Here is a 20,169-nt window from a genome sequence, read left to right as displayed (position 1 = left end):
AGATAAAATATAGAGATAAAATGTTCTGATCTAGACGTGTGTACCCTCTCATTAGGGCAGTGACTAATAAGAAATAGGGGGCTGTCATATGGCTGGTGTAATATTCTTAAGGCTTGCAAGAATCTAGCTGTAACGATGATAGTAAACGCATTGTTTTTCAGAAGATCAGATCATCATGAGCAGCTTACCAAAAGATCAAATCATAATCCGGAATGTTGATGGCGGCGATATAGTTTGTATCCAGGAAATCTACGCTGACGAAGTTCTGCACGGGGTATCAAGTTGGGAAGAAACGCCGCCAGATCACGCTGAAATGCTTGCGCGAAAAAATGGTGTTGTTGGCGGGGGGTATCCTTATCGGGTTGCTGTTCAAAACGATAAAGTTGTGGGCTATGCCTATGCTTCTTCCTATCGCCCTCGACCTGGCTATCGCTATACGGTGGAAAATTCGATCTATGTTCACAAGAACGCCCGTGGTTTAGGGCTTGGCCGCTTGTTATTGAATGATTTGATTAGGGAGTGCGAGGACCGTGGCTATCGCCAGATGATTGCTGTTATTGGTGATTCAGAAAATCTGCCGTCTATTGTGTTTCATCAAAAAATGGGGTTCGAGGTATCTGGAACGATCAAATCAATCGGATTTAAGTTTGGCCGCTGGATGGATAGCGTTCTCATGCAGCGGCCTCTTAATGATGGAAGTAATAGCCTTCCGGAGTAGTTTACACCTGAATTTTTTAATATTCAGAGGCTAAAGAGCGAAAATCGCTTCGATCTCAATCTTTAACTCCGGGGCAAAGAGTGCCTCGATTTTTATCAAGGAACTTGCGGGTGTGTGATCACCGTAAATCTCGGTCAGAGCAAGTCGAAGAGCGTCAATGTCAGACATGTCTGTTACAAAAACCGTAACTTTAACAAGGTTTTGTAAAGATGTGTTTTGAGCTTTGGCAATGATTTCCAACTGCAAAAAAATCGCTTTGGCTTGATCCCCGATAGAAGCACTCTGTTGGGCGGTTCCAAAAGCTGTAAACCCTGATGTGTAGAGGGTGTTTCCCTGTATAACCGCGTGGGTATAGGGTCCGACGGGTAGTCCAAGTTCTGGGTAATTGATTCTTTCCAATGACATGTTTTTCTACCTATCTTGATTACGAAATCTTACGAACGATTTGCTGGGTTGTTAGTTGAATAAAGGGTCCGAGGGCAAAGGCGATGATGGCAGCAGCCGGCCAAGCCAGTCGAAAGGCGATGAACCACTTATCTATAAAGTCGGTTTCCCATCCCAAATTGATCCAGGTAACCCAACAGGTCATTAGTAAGGATAGGATTAAGGACATCAGGATTGAAAAGACGATGCGGTGTTTCATAGGATGTCTCTTTGTTTTAGGCCGCAGTATTCATTTGCAGACGCTCTATGTAGTTCACTTTTGTATAGTTATTTTCCAGAAAGGCCTTGGTATGAGGGGCTTCGAAATGTGCCTTGAGGGCATCGTCATTCACCCAGCATTCCCACAGGGTAAAACATTCGGGCTTGTCCTGTTGCTGTAGAATTTCAAACTTGATACAGCCTGGTTCTTTGACGGTATCGGCAACCAGTTGACAGAGTGCAGTTTTTACGGTGCTTAAATCTGCGCCCTCTTGAAGTTCGATGCCTGCACTAATCCAGAGCTTGTTCATTTTGTTTTCCTTTAAGTTATTTGGATAGTTTCTCGTTGTTTAAATTACGAGTGATACAGGCAATAGCTTTATATGTTTTCATAATCAGGATATATGTCTAATAATGAGTTTTTAAATTTCATTTATGAGATCATGTTTGACGATATTACCCTTTTTGTTCGTATTGTAGAAAATCGCAGTCTCTCCGCAGCTGGACAAAGTTTGAGCTTGCCTGCAGCGACTGTCTCGCGCCGATTGCAAAAGCTGGAAGATAAGCTGGGGTGCCAGCTTATCCATCGCTCGGCACGTAAATTCAGTTTGACTGCAGAGGGAAAGGTCTATTATCAGGCCTATGCAGATCTTGTGCAGCAATTTGAAGCCACAAGTCGGAATTTAAGTGCTGATGTGCATCAACTAAACGGTAAGCTAACCGTTTTGGCGCCTACCAATGCCTCTGTTGGAATTTTACAGCCGATGTGGTCGGAATTCATCCAGCTCTACCCGGAAATACAGCTCAACCTTTTCCTGAGTAATCAGACCAAGGATATTCACCAGGGACAGGTGGATATGGCATTACGCATTGGCCCCCAGGAAGATTCTCAACTTTTCCAAAAGAAGTTGGGTATTGTGTCGACAATTTTGGTTGCCTCACCTGAATACCTTGCTGATCACGGGGAACCAGATGATCTTGATGCTTTACAGGAACATCGAATTCTTCTCGTGAATACTGTACCACTATGGAAGCTCCACTATTGCCCGGAGGGCAGTGTGAATAAAAGCCGATGGGAAGAAATGCGTCCCCGGGCGACAACCGTTATTGATGATATTGCACTGGCAAAACACCTTGCCCGTGATGGACTTGGTATTGTCCTTTTGCCTGTAAGTGAGATTGAGCAAGAATTAGAAGAGGGGACACTGGTTCGTGTGTTACCTGAATGGCAGGGAGCGCAACGAGAAATTTTCGCAGTCTGGCCCACGGGGCGTTTGTTAAGTGCCCGGGCGAAGTGTTTACGGGATTTCATGCAAGATTTCATTGCAAGAAACACTGTTTTACAAGGGGCTATACCAAGCTGGATCTAGTCGAGATAGAAAAATCAGACTGTTGTTTTCAAGCTTATCCGTTCAGGAGGGAAGTGAACTTCAAAATGGCTTCCCTGGGTTTCGGTGCTGTTGATGATAAGTTCACTACCGTGGATTTTAGCAAAGTTGTCCACCAGCCAAAGCCCAATACCAAGCCCGGCCGAATTGTTTTCCTGGGAAGTTTTGCCTCTGTAATGCTCTTCTTTTAGCTTCTTTAGATCCCGTTCCGGAATACCGATCCCATTATCCTGAACAGAGAGGATCAGCTCATTTTTTTTGACATCGCACCGAATATCAATTTGGGACGCTTTACTATATTTAACGGCGTTATCCACAAGGTTCGTTAATATCTGACGGATTGCTCTACCGTCGCCACGAAGGAAAACATCTTGTTTCGCAGGGTGGAGTGTTAATTCCATGTCGGCTTGTTCAACCGTGACTCTTAAAATTGGGTCCATAGAATGAAGGAGTTTTCTCAGGTCGATTTCTTCTTCATGGTAGCTCCAGCCGCCATCTTGAATAATGCCTGTGGTCAACAGTTGTTCGATCATCTGCATTAGGTGCACGCCGCTTGAGTGGATAGAGCTTGCGTAGTCCTTATATTTTTCGTTGTTCATTTTGCCAAAAAGTTCATTTTGCATCGCATCTGAAAAACCAATGATTGCGTTTAAGGGAGTTTTTAAGTCGTGTCCAACGCCTTTCATCAAACGACTCTTTTGCAGATCAGCTTGTTGCAAGTCTGTATTCTTTTCGGCGAGTTCTGCGGCAAGTTTTTCATTCGCACGGGATGTTGATTGCAAGATATTCACTGTAGGCAGCATCAGTAACATCCCCAAAACAGCTATGGTGATACTGAGGCCGATCGTCAGGTTCTTCATTTCATTTTCGATGACGCTGGATCGGGGAAGGTCTATGGACACTTCTCTCACGCCGCGAAAGTCACCGACTTTCCATGGTTTGCCAACACCTGCATCGTTATGGCATTGCACACAGTCTGGTTCCATAATAATGCTACGGGCGTAACGAATAACATCCCCGTCATCAGTGGTGTTCAGTTTCACAAAAGGGTCTTCGGGATTTTTTTCCAAAAAGGCAAGCGCTTGCTTTTGGAAGTTATCCAGTTCTCTATTTGCCCGGTTTGGGAAAGGGTAATGGCTGTACATTGCCGTACTCATACCAGTACGGTTCGCATGCAATTCTTCTCCGTAGTTCATTGTCATCGTTGCCGGAAAAGGAATCTTGTCTGTTGTCTCTCGAAAGTTTTCAGTTAGCTCAACGCCTGCTGCTTCTGCACGTGGCACAATTTCTTTGGAGTAGAAAAGGTGCAGCGTAGATATGGAAATCTCGAACGCTTCTGCTGTTTCGAGCGCGAGTGCCTGGCGAGATTGCTCGATGTAATAGCGGGATCCAAAAATAAAGAGTCCAAGAACTCCAAATATAAAAATTGTTACGATGACCTGGGGGTATCGCCCTATAGCTCTTATCATGAAGAAAACGCCAACAACTTATCCATTATCCCGATTTTTCGGGTATTATTTCAACATACAGTAGTATGTTTTACTTGGGCGTTAATTGTCTAATGAATTCTTGAGGTTATTTTGTGATTATATTTTTATAAGGCGGGTTTGTTGAGTGATATTTGGGCCAGATAGCTATTGTTCTGAGCGATGAATTTATAAAGTTGATCATTATATCCTTTGGGGACAGCACGTATTACCGAGGGGCGATTTCGAAGATGGGCTGCCCAGTTCCTGGTTCTCTTTAAATTGCTGAGCAAATCATAGTTAAGATGATTCTTAAAATAATCCACATAACGGAATATCGGTCCGTATGATGCATCGATTAAGTGGAAACAAGTAGAAGTGAAAGAAGCTGATCCTGTTATCTGATTTTCAAGAAAGGACAGCTTTTGTTTGATATCTTGCAGTGTTTTTTGGTAGCTGGCCTCAGATTTGTCGTTATAAATCAAGTTTGCAAACAGTTGCAGAATACCTGACCCAAAAGCAATCCAAGCTCTGTGCTGTGCCTTTTGTATAGGGTCTTTTGGGTGCAGGGGTATTGAGGAAATTTCATTGAGATATTCACAGATTACATCGGATTCAAAGAGGTACTGATCTTTGTTGATGAGCAAGAGGGGCACTTTGTTGATGGGGCTGAGTTGCTCTAGCCAATCAGGTTTATTTTCCAGCTCAATATCTGTGCGCTTATAAGGCACGTTCAGTTCTTCTAACGCAATAACAACACGTTGAACATAGGGACAAAGCTTATGACCAATAAGGTGGAAAGTATCGGGAGAGAAATCGTTCAATTTTGTCTCGTATCAAAAGTTTTAGCTACGGAAGACCTTGGTCTGGAAGAAAGATCCTCCGTAGCTGTGTTGTCCAGTTAAGTGATGGTTGTTTCAAAAGGGAATACGCGTCTCTAACTCATGCAATGGATGTTGAGTTTGTTTCCGTCGAGATCTCTGAAATAGGCAGCGTAAAAGCCTGTATCTCCTCGTGGACCAGGTTCTCCTTCGCATGAAGCACCGAGTTCCAGTGCTGTGTTGTAAACTGTTTTTACGGTTTCTCTGTTGGTGGCGTTTAGGGCGACCATAACGCCGTTACCAACGGTGGCTGGGTTGCCATCAAAGGGAACATGTATTGAGAAGCAAGGGGTATTGAAATCTGTTCCCCAGACAATGAAGTCTTCAACTTCCATTAGTCGTTTGACGTTGAGAAGAGAAAAGAGTTCGTCGTAAAATTTTACCGAAAGATCCAGGTTGTTGGTGCCAAGGGAAGTATAGCCAATCATTGTTTTTCTCTTGTTAAAGTGATTTTCAGAAATGTCACATCTCGCAATTCTTTGATTACAGCATGTGCGTTGTTTGTAATGAAAGAATTGAGTTTCAAAATAGTGTATTGCAAAAATGAATTAAATAAGCAGTAATGAAATTTATCTTTGCAAATATGAAATATACTGATGAATTGGAACGATTTAAAACTTTTCCTGGCGATTGCTTCGCGAAAGTCTCTGGGTGGCGCAGCAGAAGAATTGAATATTAGTAGTACAACAGTTTTTCGGCATTTGAACGCATTCGAGAATGAAGTCGGTGCCCGTTTGTTTGATCGGGGGAAAGGTGGTTATGAACTGACCGAGCTGGGCGCAGAAATGTTTGGCCTCGCGCAAAATATCGAGAGTTCTTTTCATGAGATTGACAGGAGATTTGCGGGAAAAGATACACAGCCTCGGGGGAAAGTCGTGCTGACAGCCCCCAGCAGTTTTGCCTATTGGTTCCTGCCAGAATACCTCAGAACGTTTAATGCTCTGTATCCTGAAATTACGGTTGAGCTTTTGATAAGTAATCAAGAGCTTAATATGTCAAATCGTACGGCGGACTTGGCTTTGCGTGTTTCAAATAACCCCCCTGAAAATCTGATTGGCCGTAAGGTCTGCAATATCAATTGGGGGATCTATGGAACACAGCAATATCTAGCCGAATATGGTGAGCCTGTAGATGGAGGCGGGTTAACCGGACATCGTATTATTGGCGCATCAGGAAATCTCGCGATGAATACAGCTTTTCCTGGTTGGATAGGCATATGCCCAACGAGATTGTACAACGCTGTGATGATCTTGTGACCATGTCGTACCTCGCAGCTAATCATCACGGACTTGTACTCCTGCCGGATGATATCCAGCACCCGGCATTGAAGCGGTGTTTTACTTTGGAAGAAGCCGGAAGGAACCATCTATGGGTCCTGACACACCCGGATTTACGTAAAGTTGAGCGCATTCGAATTCTAATGGGGTTTTTAGGAAAAGCTCTGTCAGTTGAGAAACGTGTTACTTATGGGTAGCGTGTTTCCTGTCTTTTAATCCTGATCAAATAATAAAAAATGTATTTATACAAAGATGCTTTTTATATATTTTTTTCTTTAATATCAATTCTCTATTCAGGTTTCACTCCATAGTTCTGGGTTTTTATAAGATGATCATAAAATAATGTCTTGAACAAATTAAATTGTGCACAATATAATTGATTACAATTTAATTATATTAGGAGTGAATATCATGAGTAAAGCCGCACAAAAACTCGAGAAAGTTGTTTACACCGCCTATGCAGAAGCCACTGGTGGCCGTGAAGGTACGATTAAGTCAGATGACGGGGCGCTGGATATTGTTTTGACAACACCAAAAGAACTTGGTGGTGCAGGAACATTCGGTGTGAACCCGGAACAAATGTTTGCTGGTGGTTATGCTGCGTGTTTTATCGGGGCGCTCAAGGTTGTTGCCGGTCAGGAAAAAGTGAAGCTTCCGGATACGACCAAAATCGCGGGTGAGGTTGGTATCGGCCCTATCCCTGGTGGCTTTAATATTGCTGTTGTTTTGAACATCAGCCTTCCGGGTATAGAGGCATCTGTTGCAAATAACCTCATCGAAAAAGCGCACAAGGTGTGTCCTTATTCAAATGCAACACGTGGAAATGTGGATGTTGAACTCAAGCTTGTTTCATAAGATCGCACAAGCTGAGAGCAGCGGGTAAATTAGAGTGTGTCCCCTCTATTTCTACAAAGATAGGGGGGGTGCGCTTTAATGTTGTTGAGTAGCTTTCCCGTTGCAAAGATCTGGCGGTAAGGTAATCTTGGATAATTCAAAATGTTGGATAAGCTCACCTGAATTATATGACGAATAGCGCACCTAAAAAATCCCCGAAAATAAAGTCTTCGACAGAGATATCCCGCTTGCCGCAAGTTTCACACTTGGAAGAGCAGCTTTGTTTTGCGCTTTATCGTAATTCACAAGGGATAATCAAAAAATACCAGCCTTATCTTAAAGAACTAAATCTGACCTATCCCCAGTATCTGGTGTATTTGGCGTTGGAGCCAAGGGAAGAAACCACCGTAAATGCATTGGGAAAAGATCTTGGTCTTGATTCTGGTACGTTATCGCCGTTGTTAAAGCGAATGGAACAAGCGGGGTTTGTTAGCCGTAATCGCTCTGTTGAGGATGAGCGCAGAGTCATGATAAAGCTCACGGAGAAGGGGCGCTCTCTTGAGGATGGCGTCGCGAAGATGCAGCACGCCGTATCTTGCTCTGTAGGGCTTTCAATGGATGAATTTCAAAACCTTCTCGGGCAGCTCAATCACATGGCCATGGTTATGGGGACGAAAAGGTAATACGGATATTAAATTATGCCCATTAAATTATGTTGGGTAAATTATACAATCGAAGCTGTAGAGAACTTTGCCTGAAAGCATAAATATGTGATATCTGGGTAACTGTTCTGATGGCTTTTGGTAAAAGCCTGAGGATTTGGCAGGGGTACAGCATTTTTGCTTTACCTAAATAAACAGGTGAAAGGCCAGGACTATTCGGATCTTTGGTCAAAAAAAATCTAGAGAGATTGTCCGGCGGGGATTAGCTGAAATTTTCCCTCGGTTATGGCGTTATTGTCTGGTTCTGACACGGAACAAGGACAATGCGAACGATCTAGCGCAAGCAGCATGTGAACGAGCGCTGGAAAAAGCTGACAAGTTTGAAACCGGCACCCATCTTGATCGTTGGATATTCCGAATTGCCCAGCGGATCTGGTTAAACGAACTTCGATCCCAGACTGTCCGTCGCGGTGGTGGTTTGGTGTCTGTCGATGATGTTGATTTGCCAGATACGAAAGCGGACATAGAAACGAATATATATGCGTCTCAGGTGTTAAAAGAGGTGTACCTCTTGCCTGAAGCACAGCGCATAACCGTTCTGTTGGTTTATGTCGAAGGTTTTAGCTACAAGGATGCGGCACAGGTGCTGGATATACCGATTGGCACAGTTATGAGCAGATTGGCAGCGGCACGCGGACGGATTTCGCAAAGAATGGACAGAGAAAAGACAGGTACAGAATGAGCCAGATGACACATTTCACAGATGAAGATCTGACGGCTTTTCTTGATGGGGAAGCGACAGCAGACCTTGCGCAGGAAATAGAGCGTGCTCTTGATTCTGATGTTGCTCTGCAAAAGCGTCTTGAAGATCTTTCTTTGCCCGTGGATGAGCTTAGACAAGCAATGCAGCAGGTTACTGATCAGGCACCGGACCTTCCCGATGTTTTGACGAACACCGCATCTACATCAAAAAGACAGGCATCAAACAAAGGCATAGGTAACTGGATTTATTCAGGATCTCTGGCGGCATCTATCTTGATTAGCCTGATTATCGGGGGTGTGTTTGGAAAGATTTATTTTGCACCAACTGAAGTTCAGGGGTGGAAGAGTTATGTTGCTGCCTATCAATCGCTTTATGTCGGCGACACGTTAAATAGTATTGAATTAACACCGGAACAGACACAGAAAAACCTAGATAATCTGTCCAGCCAAATGGGCATTGATCTTGCCAAAATGACATCTGGTTCCGGGCTTGATTTTAAACGGGCACAGCTATTGGGCTTTAAAGGGAAGCCTTTGGTTCAACTGGCTTATCTCTCACCCGAGGGACAACCTGTTGCACTTTGTATTATTCGAACGAACAAGGGCAATACGGAAGCTATTGGTATGGATGAGCTAGAGGGAATGGTCGCTGCCAGTTGGCGTAAGGATGGTTACGCATATCTCTTTATTGGTGGGCAAGATGAAGCTGTTATCCGTGAGGGTGCGGAACGTTTTAAGGCATTACTATAAAATTATTGAAGTTGCTGAACGGTAGATAGCTATCTACTTGGAATATAATGTTTTTATTTAAAATGCTGGGTATTTTAAACTGAATACTCTTTATTGAATATTACAGACTTAGCTGTTTCTGTTCCAGGGAAATGTGTTCTCGGGAATAAAGCTCACGTCATTTTCGTCTCTTTGGTCCTCTTTAGGGTCGTCTGACCGTCGACGACGACAGGGCCCGACATACCCATCAATACGGACGAAGGGGCGAGGACGTTTGATAATGCGTTCTATCGCCTTGTATAACGACATAGGGGAAAGAGGTTTAAGCAGGAACTCGTTCATTCCCCGGTCCCGTGATTCTGTAACCTGTTCCTTTTCTGCGTGCGCAGTGAGAACGATGATTTGGATATAGGGGGCCGGGCTACTTTCTTCTGTACGAAGCTGGTGAATAAGCTCATTTCCATCTACTGGTGCCATATCGAGATCAATAATTGCAATATCCGAGGGCATGGCACGCAGTGCATGAATAGCTTCTTCTGCTGAAGAGGCGACCCGCGGGTTGTTGACATTAAAGGCACGCAGAATTGTCTTCACAATACGCTGCATTACGGGGTTATCATCGACAATCAAAAATTCGATGTCTTTAAGATCGTAGGCCGCTGTCAATTTTGTATCACTCTAAAACACACTGTTTGAAACTCTAAAAAGAATATTCCCAAAAGTATCGTCAGAAGAATATTCCTCGTTGAAACGAGGGCAGATTCTATCTGAAACCAATTGGCAGGTCACTTTATAGAGTGTCGTGTAATCAAAGAGATAGATATGGCGTGTTCTTGGTTTATTTTTCGTTAAGCAGCGAGAATATTGTCATTCATTTTACTGTTGGCCATTTTACTGTTGATCTCGCCAAAGGCTTTTGTATCTGCACCTTTCCATCACTTTTTTGTGTGCTCTGATAAATTGATAAAAGTATCCAAAATTCAGGTGTTAATTGAATTATGGTTTCTCTTCCTCAAACCAAAGGAGAGAAATATGTTTTTCCAAATAGATCCCAAGCACTACGAACATTTCCAGCCACAGATGAAGTCCATGTTTGAGCTGCGTTATCGCGTTTTTTGTGAACGTTTAGGCTGGGTTCCTGGTGAAAATCAGATGGAACGGGATCATTTTGATGATCTGTCCCCTAGTTATCTGATCAAGCAGGAAGCCGACGGGACAGTATCTGCCTGTGTCCGTTTGCTGCCATCTACAGGCGCGAATATGCTGCGTGATACTTTTCCGGAACTTTTGTCTGGCAAAGACTGTCCCGCAGAAGAAAGCATCATGGAATCAAGCCGATTTGCTGTCGATACAGCTTTGCTGAAAAGTCGCGGGGATACTGAATTGTCAAAGACAACCTATGAGTTGTTTTTATCAATGATAGAATTCGGTCTGGGACGAGGATTAACCCAGATTATAACTGTCACTGATTTACGTATGGAAAGATTGGTAAAGCGTGCCAACTGGCCTTATGAACGTTTAGGTGAACCTCAAAAACAATTGGATGGCGGTAAAGTTGTTAAGGCTGTTGCCCTTGCTGTCGAAATATCTGATCGAGCCAGACAAGCTGTGGGCGAAAAATCTGAGCTTTATAACCCGATCTTGTTTCAACCCGTTTTAGAACGGCGCTCTTTTGCAGAGATGAAAACCGCAAGCTAAGGTTTAATCATCTTCGGATTTCCTTGCAGCAATGTACCCTAACAAATTAGGGTACATTGCTGCTACTTTAAGGAGAGATAAGAACATGGAATATGCCGAATTAGTTAAAATAATTACACGTCTGAAGCAATGCCAGACTCCAAGCGAATTGCAGGAGTGTTTCTCTCAAGCTATTTCAGTTCTGGGTTTTCAACAGTTTGCGTATATGCGTTTTGCTCGAAATAATGTTGATATAGAACATTCTATTTATACGTTCAGTGAAGCGTGGAAAATCAGGTATTTTCAAGAAGGATATGATCAGGTAGATCCTGTTTTCATAAAAGCTTTTGAGGCGGGAGAAACATTCTTTTGGTCTGCGTGTATGTCAGAGTTTACCAAGGGTGTTGAACATTTTTTTGAAGAAGCAGCGGTGTATGGAATTTATGCTGGATTAACAACACCTTTAAAGTCCAGTTCTAAAGCTAAAGCGATTATGACAATTGTTGCTGCAAAGACAGAAGAAAATAAAGATTTAAAAGAACCTGATCCTTCAATTGCTGCAATGATAAGAATTTTATCGGAATGTTTCCATCAGGTTGCGATCCAAATTTTAGCGCCTGATGATTTGGTGCTGAAACCGCGACAAAAACAAGTTTTGACCTTGGCGTCCTATGGGATGTCTTCAAAAGAAATAGCCGCTGCACTGCAAAAATCTGAAGCTTATATAAATGAGTTAATCACAGGTATTTTGCATAAATTGGGTACCCAGTCCCGGCCTGCTGCAGTTCGGCGGGCATTGGAACTTGGATTGTTAGGTTAAAAAATCGTTAATACCCCTATTTCCTAGGGTTTATTTGGGTTGATACCTTGTCTAAAGTGTACACTTATTAGTTGTTAACGCAAGTGTGGTTTTCGCAGAATTATATTTGGAGTGTGGCAACGTATTTTTAGAAACTTCATACGCGGATAAGTGAGAGCGCACATAAATGGCTACAAACCTAAAAGGCAGTCGAGCACTGTTACAGGCTCTTGACGCGGTAACTGCTATGGAGCAAGCGGGACAGCAAGCCAAGCGCGTTTCACTCAAAAATTCTGATAACTTTACGAGTTGCCATAATAGTAAAGATCAAAGAAGTAGTGATGTCTTTGACTTTTTATTATCAGATCTGAAAAAGTTGAATTAACTGGCTTTGCGATAAAAGAAAAATACCGCAACACTCGGTGAAGAGTGCTGCGGTGAGAGTTGGTTCCTTATTTGATAGAACCCAGTTAATGCATGGTGTACGATCCTGGCTTGGGAGAGCATGAGGGGCGTACAGTGGTTTTCTACGGGCTTGTGAGTGCCCGCTTGGCAGGTGGTGTCGAGCGGGGAAGGCCCGCAGCCGATGACTGGCTGGTACAATCGGCTGGGGCTTGTTCCCGGACCTTCACCCGTCTGCTTTAGGTCGTTCGGACTTTGGATCGTAAAGTGGTTTCAAGGATAATGTGGCTCCGAAGCGTTCACAGGCGATCTCGACCGAGAAATTATCTTCTTTCACCCAGTCGGCGGTAACACCGTTTTCATCGTGGACATAGCCAAGACCGATCGTGCTGCCCAGCGTATGGCTGTAACGGCCAGATGTGATCTTGCCGACAATCTTGTCGCCTTTGTAGATTGGCTCGTTGTGGTACATCATCGGTGGCTCACCGTTGGCTGTTTTGGCATCCTTGAGCTGCAGGGCAACCATCCGTTTGGTAAGCGGTTTTCCTTTCTGTTCCAACAATGCGTCGCGTCCGATGAAGCCATCTGGTTTGTCCCAGGAAATGGCAAAGCCGAGGCCTGCTTCCAGTGGGGTGTCTTCATCCGAAATTTCGTGACTCCAGTGGCGGAAACCTTTTTCCAGACGTAGCGTATCCACGGCGTGCATGCCACCAAGGGTGAGGTCCATATCTTTTCCTGCTTCCATCAGGGTATCAAAGATATGAACGGCATATTCAGATGGGATATAAAGTTCCCATCCCAATTCGCCCACATAGGTGATGCGTCCGGCTTTGATCTTGGCATAGCCCATTTCGATTTCCTGACAGGTGCCAAAAGGGAAGGCATCGTTAGAAAGATCGGCAGGGGTTACTTTTTTCAAAAGCTCGCGGCTGTTGGGCCCCATAACAGCAAAGAGTGCATAGCCGGATGTGACATCTGTTGCAAAGCAATGGTCGTCTTCTGAAATATGGCGATTGAGGAAGTGGAAGTCGCGAGTCTGGGTGCCTCCGGACGAGAGCACCATGAAGCTGTTTTCTGCCAGACGTGTTACTGTCAGATCGGCTTCGATACCACCGCGTTCGTTGAGCCATTGGGTATAGACCATCTTGCCAACAGGAACATCAATGTTGGCGCCAGAAATCCGGTTCAGAATTTTCACGGCGTCTTTGCCCTGCACCATGTATTTTCCGAAAGAACTCATGTCGAAAAGAGCGACGTTTTCACGGGCTGCTTTACATTCTGCGCCACAGTAGTCATGCCAGTTCTGCGGACCGTAAGAGTATTCATATTTTGGTTCAACCCCTTCGGGGGCAAACCAGTTCGCGCGTTCCCAGCCAGCCATTTGCCCAAAACAGGCGTTGGCTTTTTCCAGGCGATCATGAATGGGAGAGCGTTTTATATCGCGACAGGTGACGGGCTGTTTTTCAGGCCAGTGCATTTCATAGAGCAGACCTAGGGCTTCTGTAGTACGATCAAAGAGATATTTGTCGCCGCCCTGGAAAGGTTGGACACGACGGATATCAACATCCCACATATCAACGGGGCAATTGCCCTGAACAATCCAGTCAGCTAGAATTTTACCCGCGCCGCCTGCCGATTGAATACCTGTAGAGTTAAAGCCGGCGGCAACATAGAAATTCTTCATCTCAGGCGCTTCGCCGAGGTAGAAACGATTGTCGGGGGTAAAGCTCTCCGGACCATTAAAGAAGGTATGAATGCCAGCACTTTCCAGCAGAGGGATACGTGCCATGGCGTTTTCCAGTGCGGGGGTAAACTGATCCCAGTTTTCCGGTAGCTCATCAAAACAGAAGTTATCTGGAATACCTTTGTGACCCCATGGTACCGCATTTGGCTCAAAGCAGCCGATCAAAAGCTTGCCCGCGTCTTCCTTGTAGTAATTATAGCCATCCGGGTCGCGAAGAGTAGGTAGTTTGGGCAGACCGTCGATGGCTTCGGTCACGATGTAGTAGTGTTCGGCGGCATGAAGGGGAACATTCACACCGACCTTCTCGGCCACTTCGCGTGCCCACATTCCACCGCAGTTTACAACAATTTCAGCACGAACTTCACCCTGGTCGGTGACAACACCGGTTACTTTGCCACCATCGGGACCGGGCTCAGTGATAATGTCTTCGACCTTGATACCCTCGATAATCGTGGCGCCGCCCTGACGGGCACCCTTGGCTAGCGCCTGTGTTGTATCAATCGGGTTTGTCTGCCCGTCACCCGGCAGATAAACGCCACCGACAAGGTTACTGACATCCGCAATAGGGTAGTGTTCAAGAATTTGTTCCGGTGTGATGACGTCAACTTCTAAGCCAAAGTTGCGGGCCATGGATGCGCCGCGTTTGAGTTCTTCAAAGCGTCCTTCGGTTTGGGCAACAGAGACCGAGCCCGTGTGAACCAGCCCGGTTTCCTGTCCGGTTTCTGCGGCAAGGTTCTTGTACAGATCAGCAGTATATTTTGCCATCTTGGTCAGGTTTTCCGTTGCACGGAGTTGACCAACCAGACCGGCAGCATGCCAGGTCGTGCCACAGGTAAGTTGTTTTCTTTCCAGTAGCAGGACATCTTTCCAACCGAGTTTGGTCAAGTGATAGGCCACCGAGCAACCAATTACACCACCGCCAATAATGACAACCTGTGCCTGTTCGGGAAGAGCTTTTTTATTCGCCATCTTACTAATTCCATACAAGAGGGGGCTCAGTGCAAGAGGAATGCGGCCCCGGGATATTGCTTTGTTCTGTTGGGATCAGTCTTGAACACAGCCCCCAACAAGTAACGATCACTGATCGCGTTAATAGTGGGGCGGAGAAAGTATCCAGAGGACTTCTGCGTCTTCCGCGCCGTTGTTATAGGTTTTATGAGGATCGCCGGGATTGATGCGAAAACTGTCACCAACGCTGAGTTCATAGGTGCGATCTCCGATTTCAACCGCGATGTTTCCTTTTATGACGTGCCCGGAAACTTCAACCTTTTCCCGGGTAATTTGTTCTTCACCTGTGGCAGAGCCCGGCTCAAAACGACCCATAATCAATTCGACATCACCGCTAAGATCGGGGGACATCAGCTCTTCGGCCATGCCTGATCCGGTAAAGCTGAGGCGACGACGGTTGCCCGCGCGCACAACATGAGCCTTCTCGGTCGGGTCGGCGTCATCTTCTCCATGGAAAAACCATGAATTTGAGACCTCAAGCGCTGCAGAAATTTTGTTGAGAATGGGAATGGAAACAGCAGAGATACCACGTTCAATCTGACTGACGTAGCCAACAGACTTGCCAATTTTCTCAGCGAGTGTCGTCACTGACATGCGTTTGGCTTTGCGCAGATCGCGGATCTGCCCACCGACGGTGACGGATTCACTTTCGAGATCCTGTTTATCCAGATCGTGCTTATGGAGATGCTCAACTTTGGGCCGTGCCATCTGTATCACCAAACTTTACTTAAATGATGTTTGGCACATTAAAGACAAGTGAAATGAAAAAAGATAGTCAAAATTTCATATTAATGAAAAAACGCAATAAAATTACACAAATCGTGTTTAGGATTGAATGAGTGAAATTTTAGTTAATGTATTGTAATTATAAATAACTTAAGAGATTTCGGCTGGAGATGAAGAGCAAGAAGTTAGTGAAAATTCGTAATGTTGTGAAAGTTTTTGAGAAACAAAGAATGGTCTTCACGTCCAAATGGAATCATGAAGTTTGCAGGATTATTAATTACGTTACCCCCCTGAAAACTGGTAAGACGAATAAATCAAGAAAGGCCCTAGAGCCTTTCTTGATCTCACACTATTTCAAGATTTGAACCATCGATAGCTGAAACCTGCGGCCAGTGCTCCAAGGAACGGGGCAATCCAGAAGAGCCAAAGTTGTTCCAGTGCCCATCCACCAACAAAGAGAGCAGGGCCAGTGCTACGAGCCGGGTTTACCGAGGTGTTGGTGATCGGGATGGAGATCAGGTGAATGAGAACAAGCGCGAGGCCAATAGCCAAGGGGGCAAAGCCTGCGGGGGCCTTTTCATCCGTGACACCCAAAATGATGAAAAGAAAGAAAAAGGTTAGAAGAACTTCGATAAGAAGGCCGCTCATCATGGAATACCCCATAGGCGAGTGTTCGCCGTATCCATTTGAAGCAAAACCATTACTTACGGAGAAATCCGGAATACCACTTGCAATCACATAGAGTAATCCGGCGGCGACAATACCCCCAGTGAGTTGGGCAATCCAATAGGGAAGAATTTGTCCTGCACCGAATTTGCCACCCGCCCATAGGCCAAGGGTAACGGCAGGATTAAAGTGTCCGCCTGATATGTGTCCAACGGCATAAGCCATCGTAACAACGGTAAGGCCAAAGGCTAGGGAAACACCAACAAAACCAATGCCGAGGTCAGGAATACCTGCCGCGAGAACAGCCGCGCCACAACCGCCAAAAACCAACCAGAAGGTGCCAAGAAATTCGGCACCATATGCTTTTGTGTTCATTTTGAAATCTCTCCCCTTTATGCGAGCCAAATTGATATTGTGCGAACCCAGACAGCCTTGAGCTTTATACCGGGGCTATAGAGTTATGATGCGCAAAATAATATCACGCCCATTTAGAAAAGATGCTGCGTAAAGATACTTAGTTTCTGGAAACTGACGGACAGTTGAGTTGAATGGTTACTTTCATTCAGACATCACGACAGGGTCATATCCCGGTAACAGGCAGGTAACAGATAGGGGGCAGAGTGACGTAGTTTTGTGCCACTTCTTTTTTATCCTTCTTGTCGAAAGTGATTTTTTTGTTATGCGTAATGTTACATTGGGGATGACCCGACGTCGGTTGCTTCTTGGGGGTGTCGTTGCGGCATCTGCTGTTGGTTTTTCACCTTTTCTAACAATGCGCAGTAATGCGGCACCACTGGCCGGGGAACTGCAACTGGTTCCAGCTACACCAAATCCTTTGGGATCAATAGAAAAACTGTTTCTGCTCAAGGGAGATCCGTTAAGGGGCACGATTAAACAAATTGTCACAGAAGAAGGTAATCCTGTTCCGTCCCCGAAACTTGCTGCTGGAGAACGACGCGTTCTGCGAATTCTCCATTTCAATGATATGCATAATCACATCACTGAAATGCATGGGAAAAAAGGGGATACCTATCGCTTTTCCCAAATTGTGCAGCGGGTAAAGACGGCACGTGCGGCAGCTGCTGAAAACGAAGCGGTGCTTTTTGTCTCTGCCGGGGATGACCACACCGGATCAATTTTTGATGAGCTTATGGGGTGGAACGTAGATGAGTTCGTCGCGGATGCCGGTTATAGAACCTATTCTGCAGCAGGACTGGACATTGCGGCCATTGGTAATCACGAGTTTGATCGCGGTGCGGAACTTTTGAAAAAAGCAGTGCAAACAGATGCGCGTTTCCCTTTGTTGTCAGCAAATGTTCATTCCTCGCAGCATCTGAAACGAGACGAAGATTACGTCGCAGCGGCCATTGCTGAAATTAAAGGTCTGCGCATCGGTTTGGTCGGCTTGACCACCAACATTGATACCCGTGTTGGACAGCCTGATGACAAGACACTGGCCGTTGATCGACCGTTGAAAGCGATTGAGAACATCTTGCCAGCCGTTGCTGAAATTTCTGATGTTGTCGTTATTCTTTCTCATTGCGGGTATGGCGTGGGGCAGCATACATCAGGTAAGGCAGCGACAGTACGCGATGTTGGGGAAGGCGACTTTGCAATCGCCGGACTTGCCAGCAAGTTGACTGACAAGCCTGTTGTCGTCGTTGGCGGGCATACGCACACGCGTCTCAATGAAGAGAAGATGGATGAAAACAATCTAATTGATGGTGTGTTGATTACGCAGGCAGAAGCACATGGTAAGTATCTGGGGGATATTGCCATGTCGATTGCGGCAGAAAACGGTCGCAAAGACTGGTATAGTTCGGTTTCTCTGCATCCGATTAAACGCCGGGATAAACGTGTTGCTGTTGACGACCCCAAATTTCCATCGCTTCAAAACGAAGATGACTATGATGCTCAGTTTGAAAAGCAACATATCGCCCCGCTGATCAAGGCGCTGGACAGTAAATTAGCAGAGATAATTGGTAAGGTTGAAAGTTCTGAACTGACCCGTGAGAAGATGATTGCATCGCGTTATGTCGGGGAAAACAAACTCGCGAATTATATGAATGATGCGGTCTTGGCGAGATCTGAAAGCTTTGCCGGGGGGCAGGTCGATTTTGCACAGTTTAACGCGACAGGTATTTCAACCGGAGTGGAGAAAGGACCGCTAAGCTTTAAGAACTGGTACGATGTTATGCCCTATGCAGATGCCATTCACATCGCAAGTCTCAACGGACAACAGATAAATGAAATGCTGCAATCAAATGCCAAGCGGTTGCTACGTCAGGAAGAGGTAGAAAGCACAAACCTTGACGGATTTGTTTCGCGTGGTTTCCTGCATTTTTCTTCAGGCATTCGGTATGAAATTGATCCCGGAACATCGGCAGGTGATGCGAGAGCGGTGAACATCACCTTGAAAGGTGAACCTATCGAGAAGTGTTTGGATAAAAATTATACAATGGTTGTGAATACCTATCTTGCACTTGGCGGCTTTGGTGAAAACTGGAACGGTAAGCCAATTGGCGGTGGCGTTCCGGGAGAAATTCCAAGTTTTGATATGCGCAAGCTGGACTACGACCATACAGGATTGATCTATCGAAACGAAGTTATTGCTCACATTCGCAATAGCCAGGTTATTTCACCTGAAACAGGTGCCAAGCTTGATGGACGGCTTGTTGTCTTGGGATAGTTTTTTTGGGGAAATCTTAAAAAATTATAAGCTTTGGAAAACAAGGCCAACCCACGGGTTGGCCTTGTTTGGGTATTGATCTCTAAATCAGGTTTTGTTTATGGAAACGCCGCCTTCGACCAGCATGGCTGTACCTGTAACAAAACTTGCGTCATCAGAAGCCAGAAATAATGCAGCGGCTGCTATTTCTTCCGGATTTGCGATGCGTTTTAAGCCATGCAAACTTTTGACGAACTCTTCCATTTCTTCGTTGGAAGCAACAGAGCGCCCCATGGGCGTATCTGTACCACCGGGCAGCAGGCTGTTTACCCGCAAACCTTTAGGGCCGTATTCCGCCGCGAGACACTGCATCATACCGTTAATCCCGGCCTTTGAAGCTGCATAAGGGGCCATGCCCGGCATACCAATGGTGTGTCCGACAAAAGTGGACGTAAAAATCAAAGATCCATGGTCGCTATTGAGGAGAGCTGGAATTTGATGTTTTGCCCCAAGAAAGGCAGAGGTCAAATTGGTATTGATAGTTTCATGCCATCCATCCTTGGTCAGTGTAGGAGTATCCCCCATTGCACCCAGAGTGCCGGCATTGTTAAAGGCGATGTCCAGCTTTCCATAGGTGCCAGTGGCAACTTCAACCAATGCTTCGGCATAACTTTCATCTGTTACATCGCCAGCAACTGCAATGCCCTGTCCGCCTGAGACACGGATTTCTTCGATGAGCTTGTCCAGTTCTTGCTGTCTTCTGGCTCCCACAACGACCTTTGCTCCTTCTTGGGCGAACAGTTTGGCGGCGGCATAGCCAATACCAGAACTTGCACCGGTTATGATGGCAACACGGTTTTCTAATCTACTCATTTTTTGATCCCTTTATGATCTCTGGTCAAATATTGAAGGATCAGTATTGAGGTAAGAGTATTTCAGGAAACTCCGCTTCTTGTTCCGTAATTCAAAATGCCATTCATATTTCTGATATACTTCTGGAGATGAAATTTTTTTGCCTAAGATCTTTAGATTGGGTCCCTTAGATTGGGTAAAGGTTTGGACTGTAGAGAGTTCAGGAAACAAAAACAAAATTCAAAAGCAAGAATCAGAGTTTGGTTCT

Annotated in this window: 24 protein-coding genes; 13 read left to right on the top strand and 11 right to left on the bottom strand. The window is 45.3% G+C overall.

Annotated elements, in window-relative coordinates; genetic code table 11:
* Positions 1–175: 175 nt before the first annotated feature.
* Positions 176–718, top strand: a complete 543-nt coding sequence (locus tag BKB51_RS04100; RefSeq protein ID WP_085899806.1) for a GNAT family N-acetyltransferase — start codon at positions 176–178, stop codon at positions 716–718.
* Between the two features lie 30 nt (positions 719–748).
* On the opposite strand, the gene BKB51_RS04095 is transcribed toward BKB51_RS04100, so the two are convergent.
* The 3 genes from BKB51_RS04095 to BKB51_RS04085 are packed head-to-tail and all read right to left on the bottom strand — an operon-like array spanning position 749 to position 1,671.
* The gene (locus BKB51_RS04095) at positions 749–1,123 is read right to left on the bottom strand and encodes a RidA family protein (RefSeq protein WP_085899805.1); all 375 of its coding nucleotides are present in this window, start codon (positions 1,121–1,123) and stop codon (positions 749–751) included.
* A 19-nt stretch (positions 1,124–1,142) separates the two neighbouring features.
* Entirely contained in the window at positions 1,143–1,361 is a 219-nt protein-coding gene (locus BKB51_RS04090; RefSeq protein ID WP_085899804.1) for a DUF2798 domain-containing protein, read from the bottom strand.
* Positions 1,362–1,377: 16 nt separating this feature from the next.
* Positions 1,378–1,671: a putative quinol monooxygenase gene (locus BKB51_RS04085; RefSeq protein ID WP_085899803.1), complete on the bottom strand. Its 294-nt coding sequence runs from the start codon at positions 1,669–1,671 to the stop codon at positions 1,378–1,380.
* A gap of 132 nt (positions 1,672–1,803) precedes the next feature.
* On the opposite strand from BKB51_RS04085, the gene BKB51_RS04080 reads away from it, so the two are divergent.
* Positions 1,804–2,730, top strand: a complete 927-nt coding sequence (locus tag BKB51_RS04080) for a LysR family transcriptional regulator (RefSeq protein WP_085900209.1) — start codon at positions 1,804–1,806, stop codon at positions 2,728–2,730.
* 14 nt (positions 2,731–2,744) lie between these two features.
* Here the strand turns inward: BKB51_RS04080 and BKB51_RS04075 are convergent, their stop codons facing one another.
* The 3 genes from BKB51_RS04075 to BKB51_RS04065 form a co-directional block, all read right to left on the bottom strand.
* A complete protein-coding gene (locus BKB51_RS04075) occupies positions 2,745–4,217 on the bottom strand; it encodes an ATP-binding protein (protein ID WP_085899802.1) in 1,473 nt (490 codons plus the stop codon).
* A 125-nt stretch (positions 4,218–4,342) separates the two neighbouring features.
* Positions 4,343–5,038 (bottom strand): glutathione S-transferase family protein, encoded by a 696-nt coding sequence (locus BKB51_RS04070; protein WP_085899801.1) that lies wholly within the window; start codon positions 5,036–5,038, stop codon positions 4,343–4,345.
* 113 nt (positions 5,039–5,151) lie between these two features.
* Complete coding sequence (locus BKB51_RS04065; protein WP_085899800.1) at positions 5,152–5,523, bottom strand: VOC family protein; 372 nt, start codon at positions 5,521–5,523, stop codon at positions 5,152–5,154.
* Between the two features lie 168 nt (positions 5,524–5,691).
* On the opposite strand from BKB51_RS04065, the gene BKB51_RS04060 reads away from it, so the two are divergent.
* The 6 genes from BKB51_RS04060 (at position 5,692) to BKB51_RS04040 (ending at position 9,380) form a co-directional block, all read left to right on the top strand.
* Complete coding sequence (locus BKB51_RS04060) at positions 5,692–6,351, top strand: LysR family transcriptional regulator (RefSeq protein ID WP_085899799.1); 660 nt, start codon at positions 5,692–5,694, stop codon at positions 6,349–6,351.
* Positions 6,312–6,569, top strand: coding sequence for a hypothetical protein (locus BKB51_RS20620; RefSeq protein ID WP_125911780.1), 258 nt, complete (start codon positions 6,312–6,314; stop codon positions 6,567–6,569). The genes BKB51_RS04060 and BKB51_RS20620 overlap by 40 nt, the downstream gene beginning before the upstream one ends.
* A 214-nt stretch (positions 6,570–6,783) precedes the next feature.
* On the top strand, positions 6,784–7,227 hold the full coding sequence (locus BKB51_RS04055) for an organic hydroperoxide resistance protein (RefSeq protein ID WP_085899798.1): 444 nt from the start codon (positions 6,784–6,786) through the stop codon (positions 7,225–7,227).
* 167 nt (positions 7,228–7,394) lie between these two features.
* On the top strand, positions 7,395–7,889 hold the full coding sequence (locus tag BKB51_RS04050) for a MarR family winged helix-turn-helix transcriptional regulator (protein ID WP_085899797.1): 495 nt from the start codon (positions 7,395–7,397) through the stop codon (positions 7,887–7,889).
* Between the two features lie 193 nt (positions 7,890–8,082).
* Positions 8,083–8,610 carry a sigma-70 family RNA polymerase sigma factor gene (locus tag BKB51_RS04045; protein ID WP_198946654.1) on the top strand — a complete coding sequence of 176 codons (528 nt, stop codon included), beginning with the start codon at positions 8,083–8,085 and terminating at the stop codon, positions 8,608–8,610.
* Complete coding sequence (locus BKB51_RS04040) at positions 8,607–9,380, top strand: anti-sigma factor family protein (RefSeq protein ID WP_085899795.1); 774 nt, start codon at positions 8,607–8,609, stop codon at positions 9,378–9,380. The genes BKB51_RS04045 and BKB51_RS04040 overlap by 4 nt, the downstream gene beginning before the upstream one ends.
* A gap of 108 nt (positions 9,381–9,488) precedes the next feature.
* Here the strand turns inward: BKB51_RS04040 and BKB51_RS04035 are convergent, their stop codons facing one another.
* Positions 9,489–10,025 carry a response regulator gene (locus tag BKB51_RS04035; protein ID WP_085899794.1) on the bottom strand — a complete coding sequence of 179 codons (537 nt, stop codon included), beginning with the start codon at positions 10,023–10,025 and terminating at the stop codon, positions 9,489–9,491.
* Positions 10,026–10,391: 366 nt separating this feature from the next.
* On the opposite strand from BKB51_RS04035, the gene BKB51_RS04030 reads away from it, so the two are divergent.
* From BKB51_RS04030 to BKB51_RS20720, 4 genes are all read left to right on the top strand, one after another.
* The gene (locus BKB51_RS04030; RefSeq protein ID WP_085899793.1) at positions 10,392–11,057 is read left to right on the top strand and encodes an acyl-homoserine-lactone synthase; all 666 of its coding nucleotides are present in this window, start codon (positions 10,392–10,394) and stop codon (positions 11,055–11,057) included.
* A gap of 85 nt (positions 11,058–11,142) precedes the next feature.
* Positions 11,143–11,856: a helix-turn-helix transcriptional regulator gene (locus BKB51_RS04025; RefSeq protein ID WP_158090143.1), complete on the top strand. Its 714-nt coding sequence runs from the start codon at positions 11,143–11,145 to the stop codon at positions 11,854–11,856.
* A 166-nt stretch (positions 11,857–12,022) separates the two neighbouring features.
* Complete coding sequence (locus tag BKB51_RS04020; RefSeq protein WP_085899791.1) at positions 12,023–12,220, top strand: hypothetical protein; 198 nt, start codon at positions 12,023–12,025, stop codon at positions 12,218–12,220.
* A gap of 92 nt (positions 12,221–12,312) precedes the next feature.
* On the top strand, positions 12,313–12,480 hold the full coding sequence (locus tag BKB51_RS20720) for a hypothetical protein (protein WP_158090142.1): 168 nt from the start codon (positions 12,313–12,315) through the stop codon (positions 12,478–12,480).
* On the opposite strand, the gene BKB51_RS04015 is transcribed toward BKB51_RS20720, so the two are convergent.
* The 3 genes from BKB51_RS04015 to aqpZ all read right to left on the bottom strand — a co-directional run bounded on the left by BKB51_RS04015 (position 12,464) and on the right by aqpZ (position 16,756).
* A complete protein-coding gene (locus BKB51_RS04015) occupies positions 12,464–14,950 on the bottom strand; it encodes a GcvT family protein (RefSeq protein WP_085899790.1) in 2,487 nt (828 codons plus the stop codon). The genes BKB51_RS20720 and BKB51_RS04015 overlap by 17 nt on opposite strands.
* Positions 14,951–15,070: 120 nt before the next feature.
* Positions 15,071–15,697 carry a helix-turn-helix domain-containing protein gene (locus BKB51_RS04010; RefSeq protein ID WP_085899789.1) on the bottom strand — a complete coding sequence of 209 codons (627 nt, stop codon included), beginning with the start codon at positions 15,695–15,697 and terminating at the stop codon, positions 15,071–15,073.
* Between the two features lie 372 nt (positions 15,698–16,069).
* Positions 16,070–16,756, bottom strand: a complete 687-nt coding sequence (gene aqpZ, locus BKB51_RS04000) for an aquaporin Z (protein ID WP_085899787.1) — start codon at positions 16,754–16,756, stop codon at positions 16,070–16,072.
* A gap of 304 nt (positions 16,757–17,060) precedes the next feature.
* Here aqpZ and BKB51_RS03995 point away from each other — a divergent pair, with 304 nt between their 5' ends.
* Positions 17,061–19,070 (top strand): bifunctional metallophosphatase/5'-nucleotidase, encoded by a 2,010-nt coding sequence (locus BKB51_RS03995; protein WP_198946620.1) that lies wholly within the window; start codon positions 17,061–17,063, stop codon positions 19,068–19,070.
* An 87-nt stretch (positions 19,071–19,157) separates the two neighbouring features.
* Here the strand turns inward: BKB51_RS03995 and BKB51_RS03990 are convergent, their stop codons facing one another.
* On the bottom strand, positions 19,158–19,922 hold the full coding sequence (locus BKB51_RS03990; protein WP_085899786.1) for an SDR family oxidoreductase: 765 nt from the start codon (positions 19,920–19,922) through the stop codon (positions 19,158–19,160).
* Positions 19,923–20,169 lie beyond the last annotated feature (247 nt).

The organism is Kiloniella majae (assembly GCF_002118315.1).
Taxonomy (GTDB): Bacteria; Pseudomonadota; Alphaproteobacteria; order Kiloniellales; family Kiloniellaceae; genus Kiloniella; species Kiloniella majae.
This window is presented reverse-complemented; position numbering and strand designations above follow the sequence as displayed.